This is a genomic window from Filobacillus milosensis, from assembly GCF_004402015.1.
GTDB lineage: Bacteria > Bacillota > Bacilli > Bacillales > Alkalibacillaceae > Filobacillus > Filobacillus milosensis.
This window is the reverse complement of sequence record NZ_SOPW01000021.1, coordinates 26,087-49,183: the sequence shown is the minus strand read 5'-3', so window position 1 is coordinate 49,183 and position 23,097 is coordinate 26,087. Positions and strand designations below refer to the sequence as shown.

Below are 23,097 nucleotides of genomic sequence, written 5' to 3'. Positions count from 1 at the left end.
AACGGTTTGATCGTTTTAGATTAAAGGTGTTATTACACCATCAATATAAAAATGTAGCAGTTCGAGTCGCATAAATTAGGAGTGAGCGTTCGCTCACCCCAACATTTGACTTAGAACCATAAAAAAACCTACTCGAGGTTCGAGTAGGGAAATGGTACAAGTAATAAAAAAGATTTAAAGCTTTAAAGGTTTATTTACAGTATAACATAATGGATTGACAATATGCGGGAATTGTATATAATTTCAATTTATTTATATAAATTATATTAACTCATTTAGTTCTTTAAAATCACATTAGCAATTCGGATTCAAGTTAACACAGTAATTAGTACATTAACTACTGACACCATATGGCTCCTTTATTAAGTTCTTAAAGAGTCGAGGCTGTCGGAGATTTTTGCGAATTATTTGTTTATCGCTCCTAACTTGCGTTTGCAAGCTCTTTATCTACTTGTAACTCATTTGTAACTCTAAGGTATACTATGATAATTACAGTAGACGGAAGGGGTTGAATAATGTGCAGACAGAAATCGATTGGATAGGAAAACGTGCTCAACTTTTCTCTAATGACCGAGCTATAATAGATGCAGATACGGATGAATCATGGACTTATTTTGAAATTAACGAACGTGCTGAACAATTGGCAGCGATTCTGGTTGATCATCAAGTAAACAAAGGTGATCGAGTTGCACTGTTAGCCCCTAATCATGTAAGTTATCTTGATTTTCTTTTTGCCTGTATGAAAATAGGTGCCATTTTTGTTCCGCTAAATTGGCGTTTATCAACAGATGAGCTGCAATATGTCGTGAACGATTCTGGGCCAACCTTTATTGCTGTACATCAACTTTTTTCGGAAGAGCATGAATGGTTAGAACCATCCATGATAATTAAAACAAATGATTACATAAATAGTAACCACCTTAATGATATACCTCTTTCAGTTGTTGATATTTCAGAAAAAGACCCGCTGGCCATGGTCTATACAGGTGGTACTACAGGAAAACCAAAAGGCGCGGTGTTAAGTCACCAATCGATATTTTGGAATGCGATTAATACAATAGTCAGCTGGAATTTAACTAAAGAAGATTGTACGTTAACGACTATTCCAATGTTTCACACAGGAGGTTTAAATGCCTTAACTACACCAATATTATTGGCTGGGGGAACGGTCGTTTTACGATCGACTTTTGATCCTGAAGAAGCCGTTGAGGAATTAATTAACTATCGATGTACAACTGTTTTATTTATCCCAACGATGTATCATATGATTGTACAAACAGAGATGTTTAAGCAAGCTGATTTTCCGGATATGAAAGTATTTTTATCTGGAGGAGCCCCTTGCCCGTTAACGGTATATGAGGCGTTTAAAAATAAAGGACTAAAATTTAAAGAAGGTTACGGCTTGACTGAAGCGGGTCCTAATAATTTTTATATCGATCCAGATGAGGCCTTGCTTCATCAAGGGTCAGTTGGAAGAGCCATGTTGTTCAATGAGATAAAAATTGTTGATGAAGATGGTGCTGAAGTTGATGTGAACGTGAATGGGGAACTATGGTTAAAAGGAAAGCATTTATTTGAATGTTATTGGAATAATGAAGAGGAAACTCGAAATGCATTTATTCAAGATTGGTTTTTAACGGGTGATCTGGCGCGACGTGATGCAGCGGGGTATGTTTACATAGCTGGTCGGAAAAAAGAAATGATCATATCAGGCGGAGAAAATATCTATCCGTTAGAGATTGAACATTGGCTACAGTCGCATGAACAAGTGAATGAAGTCGCAGTGGTTGGGTTACCCCATGACAAATGGGGAGAGGTAGTTGCTGCATTTGTTTCTCTGTGTGATGGTCACATGACAGAAGAAGTACTGGTTAAGTATTGTGAACAAAAGCTTAGCAGATATAAAATCCCTAAGAAATTTTATATGGTAGATGAATTGCCTAAAACCCATGTCGGTAAAATTGATAAAAATGCGTTAGTTAAGGAATATTCTAATATATAGGTTTTACCCCCTTAGGAGAGCCATAGTGCTCTCTTTTTTGTTTATCAATTTACTCCGTCTTGAGGTGGAGATATAAACACACTCAAGACTGTTATATTATTCTGAAAATTTTTGCTATAATCTTATTAGTTTATAAAAAGGGGGATGAAGATGGAAACGATTATTGAAGTTAAAGAGTTACACAAAAAGTACAAAAAAAGAAAAACAAAAGAGATTGTCAAAGCAGTGGATGGCGTTAGTTTTGAAGTGTATCGAGGGGAAATCCTGGGGTTATTAGGTCCGAATGGAGCTGGTAAAACGACTACCATTAAATCAATTTGTGGCCTATTAAAGCCGAATGGAGGATCCGTTCATATAAATGGTTATGATTCTGATAAGCAGCGTTTGAAAGCGCTAAATTATATTAGTGCGGTATTAGAAGGGAATCGTAACTTATACTGGAGGTTAACTGCTCGAGAGAACCTGGAATACTTTGCAGGAAATCGTGGAGTTGGCCGTAAAGAAGTTAAGCAGAAAGTTGAAGACTTACTTATATTGTTTAACTTAAAAGAAAAAGAAAATGAGTTGGTGAGCAGTCTCTCGAGGGGGATGCAGCAAAAATTAGCAATTGCTGTGGCATTACTCGCAGATACAGAAGTTATTCTATTAGATGAACCGACGTTAGGTTTAGACGTAGAAACAAGCTATGAAGTGCGAGAGTTACTCAAGCGAATTGTAAAAGAACAAGGAAAGACGATCATCATTAGTACACATGACATGCCAGTCGTTCAAGAACTGTGTGAACGAACAGTCATCATTAATAATGGTAAAGTTGTCGCAGATGAAAAGGTTGAAAATTTAATTAAGCTTTTTGAATCGCGTGCCTATTGCTTTACTGTAAGCGATGAATTAACTCAACAACAAATTACAGCGATAAAAAGTCACTTTCCAATCTATGAAATTAGTGATCAACAGATCGAGATTACGATTGAAAGAGAAAATGACCTTTACATTATGATGGACATTTTAAAAAGTGAACAAACAAATATAGAAAAAATTGATCGAACATCTGTCGATTTTGAACAGGTATTCATGAAGTTAATTAAGGAGGGACAAGAGAATGATAGAGCTTTGGCATCTAGTTAGTGCAAATACACGTAAAGAGTTTATTGAATTAAAACGATATTTTCCTAATACGATTAGTATGATTCTAACCTTTTATTTTATTTTCTTAGCGATGTTATTAGGTATTAATGTTATTGGTGATCCGCAACAAGCCGATACAAATATACAATATGTAATTGTGAACTATGTGATCTGGTTCTTCATGCTAATGACTCTTCAGGGGCTAGGGTTCACAATTTTAATAGAAGCCCAGCGAGGAACTTTAGAACAATTGTTTATGTCGCCTAAGGGGATGTGGCGAATTCTATTAGCAAGAATTACCGCGAACTTTTTCTTGAATGGCACCATTGTTATTTTCTTATTAATTTTATCTATGTTTACAGCTAATCAGTGGTTGTATTTTAGAGTTGATTTAGTGCTCCCTATTTTCTTTATTACTGCAATTGGTATGGTCGGCATTGGGTTTATGCTGGCTGGTCTTGCGATTATTGTTAAACAGATTCAATCATTCTTACAAATCTTACAATTTATTTTAATGGGATTAACGTTCGTCCCCTTGTCTGTCGCGCCTTATTTAATCTTCGCCCCATTTGTTAAGGGGGTTGATATGATTCGTCAGGTGATGATTCATGGTTATACTTGGGGAGATTTCACAATGATCGATTATTCAGCGCTTGTGTTAAATTCTATATTTTACGTTGCAATAGGGTTATATATTTATATGAAATCTGAAAATGTAGCGATGGAGAAAGGTTTGCTAAGTCAATATTAATCCACTAAAATTATCAGTGCAGCTCTATTAATAGAGTTGCACTTTATTATTGTTATAGGTGGTAAGCATATGATACGTTCTTATATATTTTTAATTGTTACAGTGATGATTTTTTCCGGAAATTTAATAGTAGGTAAAGCCATTAATGACTTACCTCCTGTCACCATTGCATTTTTCAGAACGCTCATCGCATTTACAGTTGTTTTACCATTTGGATATAAACAGTTTCGGTATTATTATTCTATTTTAAAAGAAAATTTATGGCCATTGATTGGTATTGCCCTTACAGGGATTACGACGTTTAATGTCTTAGTATACTTATCATTAAATTTTACGACATCTACAAATGCAGGGATTGTTGAAGCAACGACCCCAGCTTTTGCGATGATCTTGTCATTCTTAATTTTAAAAGAAAGACTAAGGATTAAACATATTATAGGGACTGTTATTTCATTTATTGGTGCGTTGTGGGTATTAACACAAGGTTCTTTTCAAGCATTGTTACAACTAGAATTCAATATCGGGGATATCACAATGCTTGTAGCCATGGTGGTTTGGGCGTTTTATACATTAATCGTTAAGCAACACAATCACAAGTTCCCTATTCTAGGTGGAACCTTAGCCATGGTCGGTTTAGGCGCAATGGTATTATTACCCGCAATGATGTTGGAGTGGTTTTTAGTTGGCGTTCCAACTCAATTAACTACAGTGAGTAGTTGGTCAGGATTATTGTATTTAGGAATCTTCCCTTCATTTATTGCTTTAATTTTATGGAATCAGGCTGTGTCTGATTTGGGACCATCGCTATCTAGTGTGTTTCTAAACTTACTTCCGTTTTTTACTACGATTGGTGCCGTCATATTCCTTGATGAACAAGTGGTTGCAGCACAAATTATTGGCGGGGTTCTAGTTGTCATTGGTGTAATTATGGTGAATGTGAACATTCAATCCATAAAAAAGTTTAAATTAACTAAATCTAAAAAAGTTTAAAAAAAGCTATCGCCTTATAATTGGGCGATAGCTTTTATCTTTATTTTGCAGCTTTTTGAAGCTTATGAATAAGGTATAGTGATTTTCCTGTACCAATTGCTACACATTCTAATGGGTTTTCAGCAACGTGTACGGGTACATCGATCTCACCTTGTAACCATTCTTTCATGCCTTTAAGAAGTGCGCCACCACCTGTAAGCATAATACCGTGATCGACGATATCACCACTTAATTCTGGAGGGCAGTTTTCTAAAGTTGATCGAACAGCTTCAAGAATAGATTCTAATGGTTCTCTAAGGGCTTCTTGAATTTCTTTTGAGTTTAGAGTGACCGTTTTTGGTAATCCTGTAACAAGGTCACGACCTCTAATTTCCATTTGTAATGTATCATGATCAATGAGAGCATAACCGATTTCCATTTTAATATTCTCAGCTGTACGCTCTCCAATTAATACATTGTAATTTTTACGAACGTGTTGAATGATGGCCAGGTCCATATGGTCGCCACCCGTACGAATAGAGTTGGCAGACACGACACCACCAAATGAAATAATAGCTACTTCACTTGTTCCACCACCAATATCTACAACAACGTTTGAAACAGGCTCGTCTACTGGTAAGCCAGCACCGACTGCTGCTGCAACAGGTTCTTCAATAATATGGACTTGTTTAGCGCCATAGTCTTTAATCGCATTATCAATCGCTCTGCGTTCTACCGATGTAGATCCTGTTGGCGCACACACGATAACATTAGGCTTGCGCATAGACATGCCAAGGCGTTTGCTAACTTTTTTAAGCATAACATTTAACATTTGAGAAGTTACTTCATAATCCGCAATTACACCGTCTTTTAACGGACGAATCGATGTAATATTTGCAGGAGTTTTACCAATCATTTCTTTTGCTTCATTACCAACAGCTAATACTTTTCTTGTTCGAGTATCTATAGCAACAACTGAAGGTTCATTGAATACAATTCCTTTATTTTTACTGTATATCAAAAGGTTCGCTGTCCCTAAATCTATTCCAATCTCTGCATTCGCAAACATAAGATGCCTCCATCTCTAGTAGTTCTGAGTTCTAGTCTAATTTCCTAATTAATATTTTAACACGGAAAGTTGTCGAATAGCGTTAAGAAAATTTAACAAAAAAATTACAGAGGAATAATCCTCTGTAATAATAATGGTTATTTTTTCTTGGATTCTAGTAAATTTGCAAGTGTAGATGCATCATATGACTCAATTTTGCGTCCTTCATGATAGCTTACACCGATTTTTTTCAATTCTGTTACAAACCAACCTTTAGTACCGATATACATCTATAACACCTCTTTCTTAAAAGTTGAATCAGAAATTCATATGCATTAGGCATTGTAACATCTATATTTCCCTATGAGAAGTAAAAAAATCATAAGATCTTATATGAAACTTTTTACATATGTACGAGCGTTATCCTATGGTAAGATAATAAGAGCAAATTAGAAAGGTTGTTTCATATGGAAAATCGTACACTTGAACAAGTCAAACAACGTTTAGCAAAGCTTGAAACGTTTGAATTAGATGAAGATTCATTTTATGAAGTGGCTGAGGATCAATTAGATTGTTATCATCAACCAAAAGAAAAAATGATGGCTATATATCAGAAATTGCTTCAGGAAGTATCTCAAAAAATGAATCAGATGGATAATCACATGGATATGACACCAAACTGTCAGTTAGGATGTGCATTTTGCTGTTATTTCCCAATAATTATCTCTCGGTTGGAAGCGAAAATGATTATAGCTTCAATAGAAGCTATGCCCGAAGAACGACACAATGAACTTAAAGAACATCTGCGACAATACTATAAAAATTACGAAAATTTAATAGAAGATGCTACTTCACTTGATTTTGAAGAACAAGATGTGAAGTATGAATATATGAAAAAACAGCTACCTTGTCCATTGTTAAACACTGAAACCAATACATGCATGGCTTATGAAGTACGACCATTACCATGTCGAACTTATGTAAATTATATGGACCCTGAAATTTGTGCAAAAAATTACGTACCAGAAGAAACGGTTAGCTTTGAGTTTCTATATGAGAATTACATGGGGGCATTAAACGCAGCGGCACAGGTTGTTTTTGAAGAGGATGATCCAGAGTTTTTAGATTATCCGACTGATGTGTATCAATATAATTACTTGCCAGTGTTTTTGAAAGAATGGATTGATTCGCTAACTTAATTGTAAAAACAGGTAGACTACTTACCTGTTTTTTATTTTCTTTGAATTGTTTCTAGATATGGGTGAAACCTAGAGTGTTTTTTTTTTAGTTAATATTCGAAAATTTGTAACTCCTTTGTAACTTATATTCTATATTATTAACTCATCAAATTTGATAAAAGGGGTTGTTTGATGAGTAAGTTATTTTTTAAATTGTTTATTACTGTTTTGGTTTTGGCTTCCCTTCCTTTATTAGGAGGAAATTCCCCTCAGAATACTTCAACACTATCCTTAGAAGAAACCTTCACAAATGTCAATAACGGTTGGAGCCACGTGGAACGATGGTCAGATTCTAATCCTATGTTTAAAGCCGAAGATTATCCACCAGATGGTCGTGGTAACCAAGAAGGTCAAAGATTAACTTTTTTCAATAATGTTCAGGCACCTCATTCTAGTAAGTTTTTATTATATTATGCAAACAAATATGATACTAACTCAAAGGAGGTTCCAGTCCTTCTTGTTCATGGCGCTAATGACAATGCAGACCGTGCTTGGGCAAATCCTAATGAAATGGGATCTTATGGATGCGGATCTTATAGTTGTCCTGACACCGGGTTAATGCAAGAGCTTGTTTCAGATGGACATAAGGTTTTTGCAATAAATTTTGGACATAAACAAGGAGACAACTACTATTGGGCCGAACACATTCATAATGCGATTCAAATTATTAAAGACGAAACGGGTTCAAATACAGTTAATGTTATAGGTTGGAGTAAAGGTGCTTTTGCAGCAAGAATGTACGGATCATCAGTGATTAAAGATGGTGGAACTGAGTATCAAGATGATATAAATAAGTTAATGTTAATTGGAAATCCCAACAAAGGATTTGACTATGTCTTTAGACATGGTTGGTCACATAATTTTTCAATATACCCTGAGTGTGGGGGAACCGTAAATGCTCCTTCTCCACATACTGAAATGGTTTGCTATGGTTTATGGAGAAGTCATGATGAACTGTCAATTTATATTACGGATGAAGGGAATTTTTATCCTGGTCAAACTCAGATGCTAGCAAGATGGGATGGTGTATACTCATTACCAATGAATGAACAAGATTGGTATACCACTTATTATGGTGGTCAAGGTTATTATACCTATGGATTTGGTATAGATCATGCGATAAATGAAGGTTCGCTTGTAGATGACATTATAACAGCTCAAATACCAAATTCCATTGAATCGTATTTACTAGCTGGTAATCAAAATGATATACCAACAATTCACAACGAGCATACTGGACCGAGTGATGGCGTAGTATTTATTACAAGTGCCACATCAGAAGAAGGAATTGGTCAAGTATCTGGAAATAAGGTAATTTCTCACAATCATTTGGAATTAGGTTGGGTTAATGCTGCTATGACTCAAATTAAGTCATGGCTAGATTAATAAATATGGGGAGGAATTATTATGGAGTATTTAGAAAAAAGGATAAAAACTGAAAGGTTAGACATGTTTTATTTAGAGGCAGGGAGTTCTGAAAAGCCACCATTATTTCTTATTCATGGAAATGTTTCATCTAGCCAATTCTTTGATGAAACAATAGAAGCTTTTACAAATGATTACTTTGTTATTGCACCGGACTTAAGAGGTTTTGGTCAAACTGAGAGGGTTGAAATTGATGCAACTCGCGGTTTACGTGATTGGTCTGACGACTTAAAGTCTTTAAAAGAAGCATTACAAATTGATGAGAAAATACATTTTGTTGGTTGGTCAGTAGGGGGTGCTGTCGTTATGCAGTATGCCATCGATTATCCTAAAGACGTCGCATCATTAGTTTTAGAAAATCCAATGTCACCATATGGATTTGGTGGAACAGGTGATGAACAAGGAACGCCTTATAGTGATTCATTTGTTGGTTCAGGAGGAGGTACAGCTAACCCGGATTTTGTTAAACTATTAAGTGAGAAAAGCATTGCTGACACAGAAGATAATAGTCCTAGAAATGTAATGAATCAATTCTATTTTAAACCCCCATTCCGTGTAGAAAAAGAAAGGGAAGATCGATTTGTTAAAGCCATGGTAGATATTGAGGTGGGAGATGGGTTCTATCCAGGTAATGTGAATACATGTGAAGAGTGGCCTGGGGTTGCCCCAGGTGAAAAAGGGATTAACAATGCTATTTCACCTAAATATGTAAATTTATCAGAATTTGCTGATGTTCAAGACGACATTCCTGTTTTATGGATTCGTGGAGATCATGATATGATTGTGTCAGACCAGTCGTTTTTAGATATAGCATTTTTGGGGAAACAAGGTTTTGTGCCAGGGTGGCCAGGTGATGAGTTTGCATCACCTCAACCAATGGTATCTCAAATGCGTCATGTATTAGATAAGTACAAACATCAGGGTGGCTTTTATGAGGAATATATTATTAACGATTGTGGACATTCCCCACATATAGAGAAGGCGGACCAATTTAATCAAAAGGTAAGAGAATTTTTTGAAAACGTGAACTCGAATTATATGTACGAATAATGAATGAATACCAATTTAACCAAAAAACCAGTTATGCTGTTAAAGTCATAACTGGTTTTATTTTCTATTCTTGAGCCAGCGTATTCGTCAACACGAAACGATCATCTTCAACTGGTTTTTCATTCGCATCAGTTAACCATACCGCTTTCATTCCAAGCTGTAGGGCAGGGGCGACTTCGTTCATAAAGTTGTCGCCAACAGAGACCACTTGTTCTGGAGCGACATCATATTTTTGTAAAACATAATTAAAATGTTTTTTCGTATTCACGGGTTTCATGGCTGAAGGGATCAATTCCTCAAAATGTTCATCAATGTTTAAGAACTGAAGAAGCCTTTTAGCATCAACTTCATCACTGTTCGTGCATACGATTAAACGTTTGCCATTTTGAAGTTCTTTTAGATATTCTTTTAGTCCAGGTGTGCGAGTCAAATAACCATCAAGCTCTGCCATTTGTTCTTTGGTGCGATTATATGAAGCTTGAATAACATCTATGCTTAATCCAAAGTGACGAGCAATGGCGTATGGTGGCCACCATCCATCCCCAATTGGCACCCAATTTTTAAAGTCAAATTCGTTCGCTGCAATATGTGATGGAGCGTCATTAATATGTACGGTCTCATTGTCCCAGTTTCTTGCTTCAGTTAGGGCTTCTGTAAAAGGGTTCCAACTCCAAACTAAATCGCGAACACCATCATAAATTTTTCCGATTTGAACAGGATGATCACCAACTAAAATTGCGTCATAAAGTTCTTGAAAGTGCTCAGCTTTCTCAGGGTCTAACTTGGCTTTTAAATTTTCGACATGTAGATTAAAGTGGTCTGTTCCTTCATATAATGTACCGTCTAAGTCAAAAATGATGACTTCTGCTTCTTTTAAGTAATTTTTATACATACCCATATCCCTTCCTTTAAATATCTTTTAACCAATTTTAACACATTTTAGAATAATCAATGGCGAAATGCTCAAACCAAACCTACTAATTTCGACATCTTTTATGTAAAATGTAAAAAGAGAAAAAATAGGGGAGAGAACAAGATGCGCACGTTGTGGAGTTTAATTTATGGAGTTATCTATGTGTTATATACGGCGTTAACATTAAGAAAGGTTAGAAAGTTAAAACGAGAAGATTATACGAGAGAAGAATATGACCAAATGATTCATGAAGTTCCTAAGCGATTTGCACGGAAGTTTTTTAAACAATCAGGTTCGAAAATGATAGTTAAAGGTGAAGAAAATATTCCAGAAGGCTCTTATCTCATTGTCGGAAATCATCAGGCGAACTATGATATTTTTGCCTATTTAGGCTATTTTAAAGAACCATTCGGTTTTATTTCAAAAATTGAAGTGAGTAAGCTTCCAATTGTTCGTCCTTGGATGGAAGTCATGGGTTGTTTGTTTTTGGATCGGGATAATCGCAGACAGTCGGTTAAAACCTTCAAAAAAGGTATAGAATTATTAAGGGATGGTCATCCATTAGCGATATTTCCAGAAGGTACACGTTCTTTAGGCAGTGAGATGCTGCCTTTCAAAAGTGGAAGCTTTTCATTAGCGAAAAAAGCTAAAGTCCCTGTATTACCAGTGATGATAGAAGGTACTTATAAGATTATGGAAGAAAATAAAAACAGAATTAAAAAGGCAACCGTTCACATGGCGATTTGTGAGCCCATTTCAGTCGAAGAATTAGAAGAAATGAGTTTAGAAGAAATTGCTGAAGAGACGCAACGAAGAATTCAACACGCCATGGATGAAATAAAAGTGAGGTGAGTTTAAATGTGTGGAAGATTTACATTTGTAGCAGATCCAGAACAGGTGATGGAAGCTTATCAATTAGAAGAGCCGTTTGATTTTCCAACACGATATAATATTGCACCAACTCAAGAGGTACTTACTATTGTAAGTGATGGTACTTCAAATAGGGCGGGAACGATGAAATGGGGTCTCGTCCCATCGTGGTCAAAAGATCCATCTATTGGGAGTAAGATGATTAACGCAAGGTTAGAGACTGCTGATCAAAAGCCAAGTTTTAAAAGATTGATGGGACGTCGTCGTTGTCTAATCCTGGCTGATAGCTTTTATGAATGGAAAAAGACAGATGATGGGAAACAGCCTATTAGAATTTCATTAGAGAACCGTGATTTATTTGCATTTGCAGGATTGTGGGACCGTTGGACAGATGGTGAAGAAGAACGTGTAACGTGTACGATTCTAACCAAAGAAGCGAATGAATTTATGTCACCGATGCATCATCGTATGCCTGTTATTTTACCTAGGTCAGCTGAAAAAGACTGGCTAGAGCATGATGTGAAACAAGCGAGTGATATGAAAGACTTTATAATGAAGCTGCCTGACGAGAAACTGGCAGCTTATGAAGTGAGTCAATATGTAAATAATCCAAGAAATGACGATCAAGATTGTATTGCTTCCCTAACATAATAAATTAGAGGGTTTCCATCTTTAATTGGAAGCCCTCTTTTTATGCATTGTAAAAAATTAATATTTTCCTAATAAAAAGTCCGATTGCAATTCCAGGTATAACAAATATCATAGGGAGCCACACGGGCCCGAGGATGTAACCTAATACTTCAGTCCTGTATGAATACATCAAACCCAAGGTCACAAAAAAGGCTGAGAAAACAAAAGGTAGAAAGTCTAATGGAGGATTTTCTCCTTCTGCATTTTTGTATGCATCCCATATTCCAAAGAAATAAACACATGGGTAGAACATCAACCATTGATAATCAACTACTTGGATGGCTTGATCTATTTCACCAATAAAACTGAATAGTATTGCCTGGTTGAACTTACTAAATACGTTAATTGTTACCTCTAAAATTATAAGAGTGATTCCTTTAATGAGTTGTTGATTAAGAACTTGTCCGAAACCAGGAAATGCGATACTCCAAAATAATACTTCAAGTTTTTTATTCCTCATGTTCCCGCCTCTTTATGCTTTAAATAATTTGTCACGATCAGGTACTTGTGGAGGTTCTTCCAACCATCCATTATTAATTAATATATCGTTTCCATCTTTAGCGAATAAGCCAATTTCAACAGATAAGCGCTGGTAGGTAAGTGAAATATCAAAGCGCATACTTGCTGATGCAGCCGTTGAGTAATTTCCTTGACCAGCTGCGCTTAGAAAGGTCATCATATACAGCATTAATTTATCGGAAAAGACTCTGGATGTAGAATTGGTTACAAAACTATTTGACCCAATCGGTGTGTCGATGTCTGATTCATTCATAATTTTTGTAAAGATTTTGATATGTTTTTTTGAGATATTCAGGCCTCTTTTCATAAATTCCTTAACTTCTACTGACTCTGAAGTTTGTCCGAATGCCATACATATCATTTCACCGACGGTATTAGATTTGATGTTTTCAAATAAATGAGTTAACTCAATTGTGTTTAGTGCACGATTACCGAAGAAACTCATATATTTTTTACTTGCAACAAATTCAATGCCTTTTTGTACGGTAATATGTGGTGGACGAACCATAATGCCTTTACTTAATGACGTATCAATGCATTTATTAAATAATTCTATAGTCCGTCTAGATAACTCGGTAAATAAATCCCTGATATCTTTTCTTGTACTAAGGCTTAAAGAAGTATTACTTGCAATGAGTCCAAATTTTAAAGTATGTTCCATAAACAACAGCATGAAAGGGTCATGAAATATTTTATCAGCTTTCAAGTTCACATCGTTTTTAGTAAAACCGACAGGAGTATCTATATCCTCAGACTTGAAAAAGTGTTCAACTTCTTGCATGGTAAATTTACTAACTTCTATAGTTTCTTTAATTAACTCTAATGTTTCCTCGTCTTCACATGTCTCAATAAAATACTTAAACACTTGTACATATAAGGAGTTCTGAAAATATTGCGTCCATAATGCTGTTATTTCATTGGTGCTAAGGTTTGTATAATTCATAAAGTCACTCCAAACATTGAATTGTCATTTCTTGAAATTCAATGTTATTTTTACCTAAGATTTCATAATTATAACGGAAATTATTGAGCATTCATTTTTTCAAATATCATTTCTTTTATTCTTGACCAATATTGTTTATGATATTTGTGGAAGGGAAAAAGAAATATATATTTGTTGATGAAGGTGATGAACTTGGTAAAAGTATTATTTGTTTGTTTAGGGAACATTTGTCGTTCTCCCATGGCAGAAGCAGTTTTTTCTGACTTAGTAAATAAGAAGGGGTTAGATGACAAATTCGTTGTCGATTCAGCTGGCGTAGCTGATTATCATGTGGGTGAAGCGCCACATGAAGGGACGGTTAGTAAACTTGAAGAACACGGTATAAATTCAAATGGTTTAACTGCTCGTCAGGTTGAGCAAGTTGATTTCGACCACTTTGATTATATTATTGCGATGGATGACGATAATATAGAAGATCTAAACAAAATTTTATCGTCTGAATCAAAAGCAATCGTTAAAAAATTATTAGATTATTTTCCTGATGGGGGAAAGGCAAACGTCCCAGACCCTTATTTTACAGGCGATTTTGATGAAACGTACCAGCTAGTGAGCAATGCATGTAAAAATTTATTAGATGATATTCGAATTAATAATGATATTTAATAACAAGGAGGAGAATATAAAATGAATAATAAATTAAAAACGTGGCAATCTGGGATGATTATTGGTGCATTAATGGGACTAGTTGTATCCATGTTTAATCAAAGAGAAAGAGAAAGTTTTAAAAATAGTTCTAAAAAAACTTACAATCAAATAAAACATATTTATAAGCATCCATCAGAGTCTGTACGTCAACTTCGTTTAAAAATAGATCAAGTTAATAAAGGTACGGACAATCTAATTGATCAAATCGAACAAGTTCAACGTTTGATTGATAAGGTTGACCAAGGTCAGAAAAAATAGTAGGTGACAATATTGATCTTTTCAAAACATTTTTGGAAAGAATTGTATACTCATTTTATGGATGATGATGTTGTTGGAATGTCTGCTCAGTTAGCATATTTTTTTCTATTGTCATTATTTCCGTTTCTTATTTTCTTGTTAACGTTAATTGGTTATATGCCCATTGATCAATCCAGGGTGTTTTTACTTATTCAGCGGTATGTGCCAGGGGATTCGTTGAACATTATTACAGACAATATTTATCAATTGATGGAAGAGAGAAAAAGCGGTTTATTATCTTTTGGTTTATTGCTAACGGTATGGTCTGCGTCCAATGGTATTAATGCGTTAATGCGCGTGTTTAATCGAGCTTATGAAACGGACGAGAACCGTTCGTTCATCGTGACGCGATTGATTTCCATGGCATTAACTGTAGCGATGATTTTGGTCATTGCCGTTGCATTAGCTTTACCTGTATTCGGTAAAGCAGCTGGAGCGTTTATCTTCTCATTCCTAGGCTATTCAGATAGCTTTATTGCATTTTGGGAAACCATCCGTTGGGTGATCTCATTTGTTATTATCATTTTTATATTAACGATTCTTTATATCTTGGCACCTAATAAATCAGTCACTATCAGACATGCCTTACCCGGTGCCATTATTGCCACAATTGGTTGGCAGTTAACTTCATTAGGTTTTGCTTATTATGTCGAGAATCTCGGTAACTTCTCATATACTTACGGAAGTTTAGGAAGTATCATTGTGCTTATGATTTGGTTCTATTTATCAGGGATGATGCTAATCGTTGGTGGAGAAGTTAATGCTGTTCTTGAACGGCATAAAAGAAGATTTATAAAGATAAGAAAAACTCGCATGGATTAATCATGCGAGTTTTGTTATGTCACCGGATTTGGTTGTTTGATTTGAATAATAATAAAAACAGTGAGTAAGAAAAATGTAATCACATAGAAGAACGAAACACCGGGAAAGTATTGTAAGAATAGGCCACTTAATACAGGCCCCGTTATACTTCCAATACTAAACGAAGCACCGCATAAGATGTTTCCGGCTGGGAGCAAACTTTTAGGTAACAGGTCCGTCATATAAGACATCCCCAAAGAGAACAATGAACCTACTAATAGACCAGCTACGGCAAATACAATAAATAACCCGACAAGTGATTCTTCTATAAAAGCTGCAATAAAGAATACGACAATCCCACCAATTAAAACCATAGAAAGAACTTTAACACGACCTATTTTATCGCTTAAGATCCCTAATGGAATTTGTGATAAAATACTTGCAGCTGCGAAGCTAGGAATAACTAGAGAAATCATTGATATATCGTGATCTATTCGCATCGCATAAACTGGAAAAATCCCGTGTAAAGATGCTTCCAAAAATCCGTAAGCAAAAGGTGCAAGAAAAGCTACCCATGCATATTTAACCGTTCCAATGAAACGTCCGATTGAACGAGTAGATGTGACCTGATATTCGTCCTCTTTAACGGGTAGTTCGTTTCTAACAAAAAACATGAGTGTCCAGACTAAAAAGCAAAGTGTTCCACTAATGATAAAAGGTAAATTAGGATTTAATTCTATTAACCCTGTCATTAAAGGACCAATAGCAAATCCTAATGCAAACATCAAGCCGTATATCGCAATGTCTCTTCCACGGTTTTCTTCTGATGTTGATGTTGTAATCCATGTTTGGGTACCGAAATGAAGTATGTTGTCCCCAATTCCAATCATCATTCTTAAGACAAACCAGAACCATAATGATTCCCAAAAAGTAAAAAAGAATAAAGAAGAGAATACTAAGATACCACCTGTTAAAATGATCGGTTTATAACCAAATGTTCTTAAAGGTTTCTCTAAAAAGGGTGAAATGATTAAAATACCTATGTATAAAGCTGTTGCGTGAACGCCATTGACTGATGATGAAATACCACTCTGTTCAAGTAATACGCCAATGACTGGCAGCAACATACCTTGAGAAAAACCTGAAATTCCTACAATTGTTACTAAAATCATAAATCGAGTACGTTCATTAGCCATGCAATTTCCCCCTAGATGACTGTGAGCAAAGTCAATGACATTGTACCTTATAATCATGTTAGAATTAAAGCAAATCATACTAAATGAGGAGTGGCAATCTATGAAATTTAAAGTAACAGAAAGAGATATAACAGCAGAGTTTCCATTTGCCCCTATGAACATTTCACCAAATGAAGAAGAAGGTTATCGACCTTTTCAATTAATGGTCGCATCACTTGCTGGTTGTAGTGCTTCTGTTTACCGTCGGATATTGGCTAAACAAAAGATTGAATACGATGAAATGACCATTGATGCTGAAGTAGAACGTACAGGTGATGATGTAAATAAAATTGAGAAAGTAACTTTGTATTTCAAAGTAAAAGGTAAAGACTTAAACGAGAAAAAACTTCAGAAAAGCTTAGAAATCGCTTCGAAAAACTGCTCTATGGTTCAATCTGTGATTGGGTCAATGGAAGTTATTGAACAAGTAGAAGCGATCGAGGCATAATTTTTTAAATCAACTCCCATAATTTTTAATAAAAGGGGGTTGATTTTTTAAAACACAACCTTTATCATGATAAAGTGTTAACGCGATAACAAGATAACATAATAAAAAGGGAGAGTTAAGTTATGGCTTCTGCAGTTATAATTTCTGTTTTAATATTAACGGTACTAAGTTTATTTAAAGTTAACGTCTTAGTGGCTATTATTATATCTGCACTTTCAGCTGGTTTCATAGCTGGTTTACCCTTCGTTGAAATAGTTGAAGTTTTTGTTTCAAATATGGGAGAAAGTGCAAACACTGCTCTTAGCTATGTCTTACTAGGTGGCTTTGCAGCTGCAATTGGTATGACTGGAGTAACGAAAGGGATTGTTCAATTTCTTCGTCGAGCGGTTACAGGTAAAAGAGGATTTATGTTGATTACAATTGCTATTATTGCTTCTTTATCGCAAAACGCTGTACCTGTACACATTGCGTTTATTCCGATTTTAATTCCGCCATTGATTTCACTTTTTGATAAGATGCAAATTGACCGTCGTGCGATTGCAACTTCATTAACATTTGGTCTTAAAGCACCGTATATTATGTTGCCGGTTGGATTCGGACTAATTTTCCAAGGGATCATTCAAGAAAACATGATTGAAAATGGCATTGAGATTTCTTTATCAGAAGTGACTCAAGCTATGTTAGTACCAGGGCTTGGTATGGTAGTTGGGCTATTAATTGCAATATTTATTACTTATCGTAAGAAGAGAGATTATAGTCAAGTTACACCTGAAGGACCTTCAGCTGATTATGAAGAGATTGATGATTCGCCATTTAAATTCGAATTAAAGCATTCTATGACATTAGTTGCGATTGTTGGTGCTTTATATGTTCAAGTAGACACAGAGAGCATGGTTTTAGGTGCATTAACTGGCTTAGTTTTAATGTTTGTTTTAGTAGCAGTTCCATTTAGAAGCAGTGAAGAAGTTATGTCTAAAGGTATTAGCATGATGGGCATGATTGCATTTATTATGCTAGCTGCAGCTGGTTTTGCTGGTGTACTCAAAGAAACGGGATCAGTTGAAGCATTAGTCGATGCGTCTTCAGGCATGTTAGAAGGACAGAAGGCAATAGTTGCACTAGTTTTATTATTAGTCGGTTTAATCGTCACGCTGGGGATTGGGACATCATTCGGTACGATTCCAATCTTAGCGGCGTTATATATACCAATCGCAACAGCTGCTGGCTTTTCACCTGTTGCAATTGCAGTACTAATTGGTACAGCTGGTGCATTAGGTGACGCCGGAAGTCCTGCATCCGATAGTACGCTTGGACCAACAGCTGGCCTGAACGTGGATGGTAAGCATAATCACATATGGGATACGGTTGTTCCAACATTTATTCACTTTAACATTCCATTGTTCATTTTCGGATGGGCTGCAGCATTAATGCTGTAATAAAAAAAAGCGCGACTTTTTGACCGTCGCGCTTTTTGTATATGTTAAATCAATGAAAGAATAAACATAATAACAACGATAAGACCAATAATCATCAATAGTGTTCGAATCAATTGCTTCACCTTCCTTAGTTTCCGATTAACTCGTTATTTGAAATTTTTAGCTTTCAGTGTTTTCATTTTTATTTAATGAGCGCATAAAATACGTTGTAGGTAATAAAATCCCCATCATTGCCTCCAGTAAGGCAAAAAGTCTCGCAATACCAACGGGTACATAATCACCAAAACCAACTGACACTATAGTTTCTCCACTAAAGTAAAGAGCTTTCCATATGTCTACGTTGACTGGATTACTGGAGCTATCAAGTAAAACATCCTGACTCATTGATAAGGCGTAATAAAGTACTCCGAATCCAACCGTTAGACCAGAAAGAACTAAAAATAACTTGAAGAAAAGAATAGAACTAAAATAACTGTACCTATAGGATCTGTTATAAAAGAAATAAAATAAATTAACTAGTATAATTAAAGCAGCGATTCCGACTAGAACTGTTGCCACGATGTCTCACTCCTTGGTTCCTTGGTTAATCAATACCCTCATCACATGACATTAAACATTCAAAGTATTAATTTTATATTTCAACACAAAATAAAGAAAAAGTGATGGAGGACCTATATATGAAGAAGTTTGTTAGCTTAATTATTTTAGCTGTCGTGTGTTTTCTTGTAAATACGGTTTCAGCTATGCCAACAGAAGAAGCTTATGGCTACGGTTATAAGAAACAATATAATGAGCAGCCACCTGATTTAGGGTTTTATGCTCCATTAATTGAAAAATATAATGGCATTTATATGGGAGATCCTAATAAGAAAAAGGTTTATTTAACCTTTGATAACGGGTATGAACAAGGGTATACAGGAACCATCTTAGATATATTAAAAGAAAAGCAAGTTCCAGCAACCTTTTTCTTAACAGGACATTATGTTGATGATGCTCCAAAATTAGTGAAGCGAATGGTAGAAGAGGGACATATTATCGGTAACCACTCTAATGACCATTTAGATTTCACCAAGGCTTCAGAAGAAAAAATCAAACAAGACTTAAAAACATTAGACGAAAAAATTATGAAGCACACCAAACAAAATTCAGTGACTTTTTTTAGGCCTGCGAAAGGTATTTTTAATGAAAAATCACTGAAAATAACCGATGAATTAGGCTATGTTAATGTCTTTTGGACAGTGGCTTTTGTAGATTGGTTCAGCGATCGTAAAAACGGTTGGAAACATGCATTTAACGAAGTCATGGAGCAAGTTCATCCAGGAGCTATCATTTTGTTACACACGGTTTCACAGGATAATGCCGATGCTCTAACCCACCTAATTGATGAGTTAAGAAAACGGGGATATGAATTTGGTTCATTAGATGAATTACTTTGGGATGATTTGGTTCCTACTGAATAGAATATGATTAACGGTCTATTGAATAGGCCGTTTTCTTTTTCGGTTAAAAATTTTTTGCTATTATATTTAAAATAGATGTAAACTGAATATAGTTGTAATTGTAAGGGAGAGTTAACTATGTGGAAGGAATACTATCATGCACCCGGCATGTATGATTTTGATTATGCATTAAAACGCTTAGGTATGGATCCGCTCATTCGTTTAGATATGAAAGAACGTTGGGTTGATGTTCCAGTTCAACTAGAAAACGATCGAACGGTAGTCCGTGTTAAAGCAGAAGGAACGACAGAGAAGCCGGTCTTCTCGGTGATGTCTGATCACGATGAAGAACAGGACGTCATTTTTGAACATATTAGAAATATCTTTCAATGGGATAAAGATTTAAATGAGATTCATCAATTCTTTCAGCAAACAGAATTGTCGATGCTATTTCATCAATACCAAGGAACACCAGTTGTAAGAGACTTTCACCTCTATCAGTCATTAATGAAAGTAATCATTCACCAACAACTGAACATGAAGTTTGCATATACAATATCAACACGTTTTGTTCAAACATTTGGCGAAGAAGAAGATGGTTCTTGGTTCTATCCAACACCAGATAAAGTCGCTCAACTTGAATATGATGACTTAAGGAATTTACAGTTCAGCCAACGAAAAGCGGAGTACGTAATTGATACGTCGAGGAAAATTGTTGATGGCGAACTTAACCTTCAAAAGTTATCCAAACTTCCAAATGAAGAAGTCTTTAAAACTTTAGGAAAAGCTCGAGGTATTGGTCCATGGACAGTAGAAAATTGGTTGTTATTTGCCTGTGGCCGTGATGATTTATTCCCAGCTGCTGATATTGGCATTCAAAATGCCCTTAAAAAATGGTGGCAATTGGATGCAAAGCCTACTAAGGTTGAGGTTGAAAAGAAAGCTAAGGAATGGGAACCGTACAGAAGCTTTGCAGCATTGACGCTGTGGAGAAGTATAGAGGATTAATAAAAGGCGCTTCCGGTTAGACTGGAGCGCCTTTGTTATGTTTAATAATCTGCATTATCTAAGTCAACTGACGGATCGCCGCCACTACCGCTTGGGTAATCGATGCCTTCACATTCTGGAAAATCTGGGCCAGAATCGGTGTAGTTAATTGATTGCCAATCAGGATTAATAATGGGTTCGGATTGACCTTTTTCATATATCGTCAAGTCACCAGCAACATTGATTGTACCACCAAAAGTACTAATGTTTGTTTGATTAGTATAAACGGTTAAATTGCCTCCAACGTCCAAACTAGTATTTTTAATATTTAAACCGTCTTTAAAAATGGTATCATTACCAATTTTAGCTGGGTTGTTTTCGAAATTGACAGGGCCGTCTGATATAACGTAACCCCTTACTCCAAATTGGCCTCTGTAATTAATACCTTCTTTGAAACGTGCATTACCACAAACTAAAAATTCACTGTTGGGATTATTTTCACTCGTTAGCGTTTTATTTATGAACGCATTTTCATGTATTTTGACTCTAGTTTTATTGTTAATTTCAACGCCCATAAAGACCGCAGTTCCATTAACGGTCAGGTTGTTATGGCTTTTACTTACTTTTACGTTACCTTCAGAATAATAGTCGCCAACCGTCGCCTCACAATTAAAAGTCGCATCACCTTTCACATAATACGAACCGTCTTCATCATCAGGACAATCATTTTTCTTCCAAGTAACATCTTCCTCATAAACATAATCAGGTTCAGCTGGAGGATCTGGGAATGTTTCGCTATTATCTTCCCAATCATCTACACTTTCTTCACCACTAATTAACTGAAGAGTTACTTGTATGGGGTTCGATATATTCTCATCATGGCCCGTTACTTCAGTATTTAATAAAGCTCCACGATCGTTTTCCTCAAAAGTAAAATCTGCCGTAATTTCAAAAGAACGCTCAGGAAATTCCCTATCAACAGTGACACCACTTATTTCTGATTCAACAAAGGATTGCATGGATGAAAAGTAATCATCAGTTGCTTCAAACTCGTTATTTCTCATATATTCTATAACTCGATCTTTAATGAATGTTGCTCCCATCTCAGCTAAATGGGTGGAGCGGTAGTTTTGTTCAGTGATATCATTTTGCTTTGCATTAGACAAGATACTGTTCATCATAACCGTTGAAAAAAGCATGATTAACGCAATCGTTAACAGGACCACAACTAGGGCTGCACCTTGTTCGTTTTTTAAGTTTTTGAACATGATTAGCTACCTCCAGTACCAGATAGACGTGAAATAGATGTGGAAATTTCAATGGTTTTAAAGCGTGGATTAGAGTCAGTTACTTTAATAAAAAGGTCTTGTTTTTCACGGTGATCGATTTCTTTAGAGTGACCGACTTCGAGTAAATGATCTGTTAAAAGTGAGCCATTTTGCCAAATCTTATGGTTAATATAGAGTTCCACATTGTCAAGAGCACTATCAAATGTATAGGTATTTCCATCCATAGTAACTTGATAACTTGAAGCATCTATTCGTGTAATGGTATATGTTGAGTGGCTTTGATGAATTTCAGTTAAATTTAAAATAAAACGATTAACTTCGGATTGAGCTTGTGATTGAATTTCTGAATGCTGGTAATTATTGATCGCAGAAATCGCGACCGAAAACACTAATGTTCCTATAATAAAAGTTAAGATTAATGTTGTTAGAACCTCTACTAATGTTAAACCGCGCTCATTCTTAATCATGGAGACACCTCAATATAATCATAGGTATCAGTGTATACTTTACCGTTTTGATCTATAACTTGTAATTTTGCTTTTAGCAAATTGGTATCTGACTCATCAGTAATGATTAATTTTAAGTAATACGACGGTTGCGAATAGAATTGACCTTGATTATTTACTGATGCAATATCTAATAAGTCGAAATTTGTATATGTACCCGGAGACACACTACTGCTATCCAGCTCTCGAACATCTTCAAGTGCTGAACGAATTAAATTGGTCGTTAGCATTTCTTCTTCATTTACATTTTGCATAGAGGCAGATTGAGTGAAGACAGAAAAGAACCCAATTAACACGATTGATAGAATGACTAATGCCCCTAGAATTTCTATTAAAGTCATGCCTTTTTCATGTTTAATTAATTGTTCACACATTGTCAACAACCCTCGATTTTTATCTAGTAAAATAGTA

Annotated in this window: 26 protein-coding genes; 16 read left to right on the top strand and 10 right to left on the bottom strand. The window is 35.6% G+C overall.

Features of this window, described 5'->3' with window-relative positions:
- Positions 1-517: 517 nt before the first annotated feature.
- The 4 genes from E3U55_RS15245 to E3U55_RS15230 all read left to right on the top strand — a co-directional run bounded on the left by E3U55_RS15245 (position 518) and on the right by E3U55_RS15230 (position 4,868).
- The gene (locus E3U55_RS15245) at positions 518-2,002 is read left to right on the top strand and encodes a class I adenylate-forming enzyme family protein (RefSeq protein ID WP_134341350.1); all 1,485 of its coding nucleotides are present in this window, start codon (positions 518-520) and stop codon (positions 2,000-2,002) included.
- Positions 2,003-2,152: 150 nt separating this feature from the next.
- Positions 2,153-3,127: an ABC transporter ATP-binding protein gene (locus E3U55_RS15240; RefSeq protein ID WP_134341349.1), complete on the top strand. Its 975-nt coding sequence runs from the start codon at positions 2,153-2,155 to the stop codon at positions 3,125-3,127.
- A complete protein-coding gene (locus E3U55_RS15235) occupies positions 3,102-3,878 on the top strand; it encodes an ABC transporter permease (protein WP_228547588.1) in 777 nt (258 codons plus the stop codon). Before E3U55_RS15240 ends, E3U55_RS15235 begins: the two co-directional genes overlap by 26 nt.
- Before the next feature lie 69 nt (positions 3,879-3,947).
- On the top strand, positions 3,948-4,868 hold the full coding sequence (locus tag E3U55_RS15230; RefSeq protein WP_134341348.1) for a DMT family transporter: 921 nt from the start codon (positions 3,948-3,950) through the stop codon (positions 4,866-4,868).
- Positions 4,869-4,908: 40 nt separating this feature from the next.
- On the opposite strand, the gene mreBH is transcribed toward E3U55_RS15230, so the two are convergent.
- Together mreBH and E3U55_RS15220 are read right to left on the bottom strand one after the other, a co-directional pair.
- Complete coding sequence (gene mreBH, locus E3U55_RS15225; RefSeq protein WP_134341347.1) at positions 4,909-5,916, bottom strand: rod-share determining protein MreBH; 1,008 nt, start codon at positions 5,914-5,916, stop codon at positions 4,909-4,911.
- 137 nt (positions 5,917-6,053) lie between these two features.
- Positions 6,054-6,185: a YflJ family protein gene (locus tag E3U55_RS15220; RefSeq protein ID WP_134341346.1), complete on the bottom strand. Its 132-nt coding sequence runs from the start codon at positions 6,183-6,185 to the stop codon at positions 6,054-6,056.
- 177 nt (positions 6,186-6,362) lie between these two features.
- Here E3U55_RS15220 and E3U55_RS15215 point away from each other — a divergent pair, with 177 nt between their 5' ends.
- From E3U55_RS15215 to E3U55_RS15205, 3 genes are all read left to right on the top strand, one after another.
- A complete protein-coding gene (locus E3U55_RS15215) occupies positions 6,363-7,094 on the top strand; it encodes a YkgJ family cysteine cluster protein (RefSeq protein WP_134341345.1) in 732 nt (243 codons plus the stop codon).
- A gap of 171 nt (positions 7,095-7,265) precedes the next feature.
- The gene (locus tag E3U55_RS15210; RefSeq protein WP_134341344.1) at positions 7,266-8,519 is read left to right on the top strand and encodes an esterase/lipase family protein; all 1,254 of its coding nucleotides are present in this window, start codon (positions 7,266-7,268) and stop codon (positions 8,517-8,519) included.
- Positions 8,520-8,540: 21 nt separating this feature from the next.
- Positions 8,541-9,608 carry an alpha/beta fold hydrolase gene (locus E3U55_RS15205; RefSeq protein ID WP_134341343.1) on the top strand — a complete coding sequence of 356 codons (1,068 nt, stop codon included), beginning with the start codon at positions 8,541-8,543 and terminating at the stop codon, positions 9,606-9,608.
- Between the two features lie 64 nt (positions 9,609-9,672).
- On the opposite strand, the gene E3U55_RS15200 is transcribed toward E3U55_RS15205, so the two are convergent.
- Complete coding sequence (locus tag E3U55_RS15200; protein WP_194840945.1) at positions 9,673-10,500, bottom strand: HAD family hydrolase; 828 nt, start codon at positions 10,498-10,500, stop codon at positions 9,673-9,675.
- Positions 10,501-10,644: 144 nt separating this feature from the next.
- Here E3U55_RS15200 and E3U55_RS15195 point away from each other — a divergent pair, with 144 nt between their 5' ends.
- Positions 10,645-11,373, top strand: a complete 729-nt coding sequence (locus E3U55_RS15195; RefSeq protein WP_134341341.1) for a lysophospholipid acyltransferase family protein — start codon at positions 10,645-10,647, stop codon at positions 11,371-11,373.
- A 6-nt stretch (positions 11,374-11,379) separates the two neighbouring features.
- Complete coding sequence (locus E3U55_RS15190) at positions 11,380-12,042, top strand: SOS response-associated peptidase (RefSeq protein ID WP_134341340.1); 663 nt, start codon at positions 11,380-11,382, stop codon at positions 12,040-12,042.
- A gap of 40 nt (positions 12,043-12,082) precedes the next feature.
- On the opposite strand, the gene E3U55_RS15185 is transcribed toward E3U55_RS15190, so the two are convergent.
- Complete coding sequence (locus E3U55_RS15185) at positions 12,083-12,541, bottom strand: hypothetical protein (RefSeq protein ID WP_134341339.1); 459 nt, start codon at positions 12,539-12,541, stop codon at positions 12,083-12,085.
- 12 nt (positions 12,542-12,553) lie between these two features.
- Positions 12,554-13,543, bottom strand: coding sequence for a DUF3231 family protein (locus tag E3U55_RS15180; RefSeq protein ID WP_134341338.1), 990 nt, complete (start codon positions 13,541-13,543; stop codon positions 12,554-12,556).
- A gap of 192 nt (positions 13,544-13,735) precedes the next feature.
- On the opposite strand from E3U55_RS15180, the gene E3U55_RS15175 reads away from it, so the two are divergent.
- The 3 genes from E3U55_RS15175 to E3U55_RS15165 are packed head-to-tail and all read left to right on the top strand — an operon-like array spanning position 13,736 to position 15,367.
- Positions 13,736-14,206 carry a low molecular weight protein-tyrosine-phosphatase gene (locus tag E3U55_RS15175; protein ID WP_134341337.1) on the top strand — a complete coding sequence of 157 codons (471 nt, stop codon included), beginning with the start codon at positions 13,736-13,738 and terminating at the stop codon, positions 14,204-14,206.
- A 21-nt stretch (positions 14,207-14,227) separates the two neighbouring features.
- Positions 14,228-14,506, top strand: coding sequence for a hypothetical protein (locus E3U55_RS15170; RefSeq protein ID WP_134341336.1), 279 nt, complete (start codon positions 14,228-14,230; stop codon positions 14,504-14,506).
- Positions 14,507-14,518: 12 nt separating this feature from the next.
- Positions 14,519-15,367, top strand: a complete 849-nt coding sequence (locus tag E3U55_RS15165) for a YihY/virulence factor BrkB family protein (protein ID WP_228547587.1) — start codon at positions 14,519-14,521, stop codon at positions 15,365-15,367.
- 14 nt (positions 15,368-15,381) lie between these two features.
- Here E3U55_RS15165 and E3U55_RS15160 read toward each other — a convergent pair whose 3' ends face one another.
- Positions 15,382-16,542 (bottom strand): MFS transporter, encoded by a 1,161-nt coding sequence (locus E3U55_RS15160; protein WP_134341335.1) that lies wholly within the window; start codon positions 16,540-16,542, stop codon positions 15,382-15,384.
- Between the two features lie 100 nt (positions 16,543-16,642).
- Between E3U55_RS15160 and E3U55_RS15155 the strand changes: the two genes are divergently transcribed.
- Complete coding sequence (locus E3U55_RS15155; protein WP_134341334.1) at positions 16,643-17,029, top strand: OsmC family protein; 387 nt, start codon at positions 16,643-16,645, stop codon at positions 17,027-17,029.
- A 122-nt stretch (positions 17,030-17,151) separates the two neighbouring features.
- On the top strand, positions 17,152-18,465 hold the full coding sequence (locus E3U55_RS15150; RefSeq protein ID WP_134341333.1) for a Na+/H+ antiporter family protein: 1,314 nt from the start codon (positions 17,152-17,154) through the stop codon (positions 18,463-18,465).
- A gap of 159 nt (positions 18,466-18,624) precedes the next feature.
- Here the strand turns inward: E3U55_RS15150 and E3U55_RS15145 are convergent, their stop codons facing one another.
- Entirely contained in the window at positions 18,625-19,023 is a 399-nt protein-coding gene (locus E3U55_RS15145) for an ion channel (protein WP_134341332.1), read from the bottom strand.
- Positions 19,024-19,142: 119 nt separating this feature from the next.
- On the opposite strand from E3U55_RS15145, the gene pdaA reads away from it, so the two are divergent.
- A complete protein-coding gene (gene pdaA, locus E3U55_RS15140) occupies positions 19,143-19,925 on the top strand; it encodes a delta-lactam-biosynthetic de-N-acetylase (protein ID WP_134341331.1) in 783 nt (260 codons plus the stop codon).
- A 117-nt stretch (positions 19,926-20,042) separates the two neighbouring features.
- Positions 20,043-20,912 carry a DNA-3-methyladenine glycosylase family protein gene (locus E3U55_RS15135; protein WP_134341330.1) on the top strand — a complete coding sequence of 290 codons (870 nt, stop codon included), beginning with the start codon at positions 20,043-20,045 and terminating at the stop codon, positions 20,910-20,912.
- A gap of 41 nt (positions 20,913-20,953) precedes the next feature.
- Here E3U55_RS15135 and E3U55_RS15130 read toward each other — a convergent pair whose 3' ends face one another.
- The 3 genes from E3U55_RS15130 to E3U55_RS15120 are packed head-to-tail and all read right to left on the bottom strand — an operon-like array spanning position 20,954 to position 23,060.
- On the bottom strand, positions 20,954-22,159 hold the full coding sequence (locus tag E3U55_RS15130; protein ID WP_134341329.1) for a hypothetical protein: 1,206 nt from the start codon (positions 22,157-22,159) through the stop codon (positions 20,954-20,956).
- A gap of 2 nt (positions 22,160-22,161) precedes the next feature.
- On the bottom strand, positions 22,162-22,647 hold the full coding sequence (locus E3U55_RS15125) for a PulJ/GspJ family protein (RefSeq protein ID WP_134341328.1): 486 nt from the start codon (positions 22,645-22,647) through the stop codon (positions 22,162-22,164).
- Positions 22,644-23,060 carry a prepilin-type N-terminal cleavage/methylation domain-containing protein gene (locus E3U55_RS15120; protein ID WP_134341327.1) on the bottom strand — a complete coding sequence of 139 codons (417 nt, stop codon included), beginning with the start codon at positions 23,058-23,060 and terminating at the stop codon, positions 22,644-22,646. The genes E3U55_RS15125 and E3U55_RS15120 overlap by 4 nt, the downstream gene beginning before the upstream one ends.
- Positions 23,061-23,097: the final 37 nt, after the last annotated feature.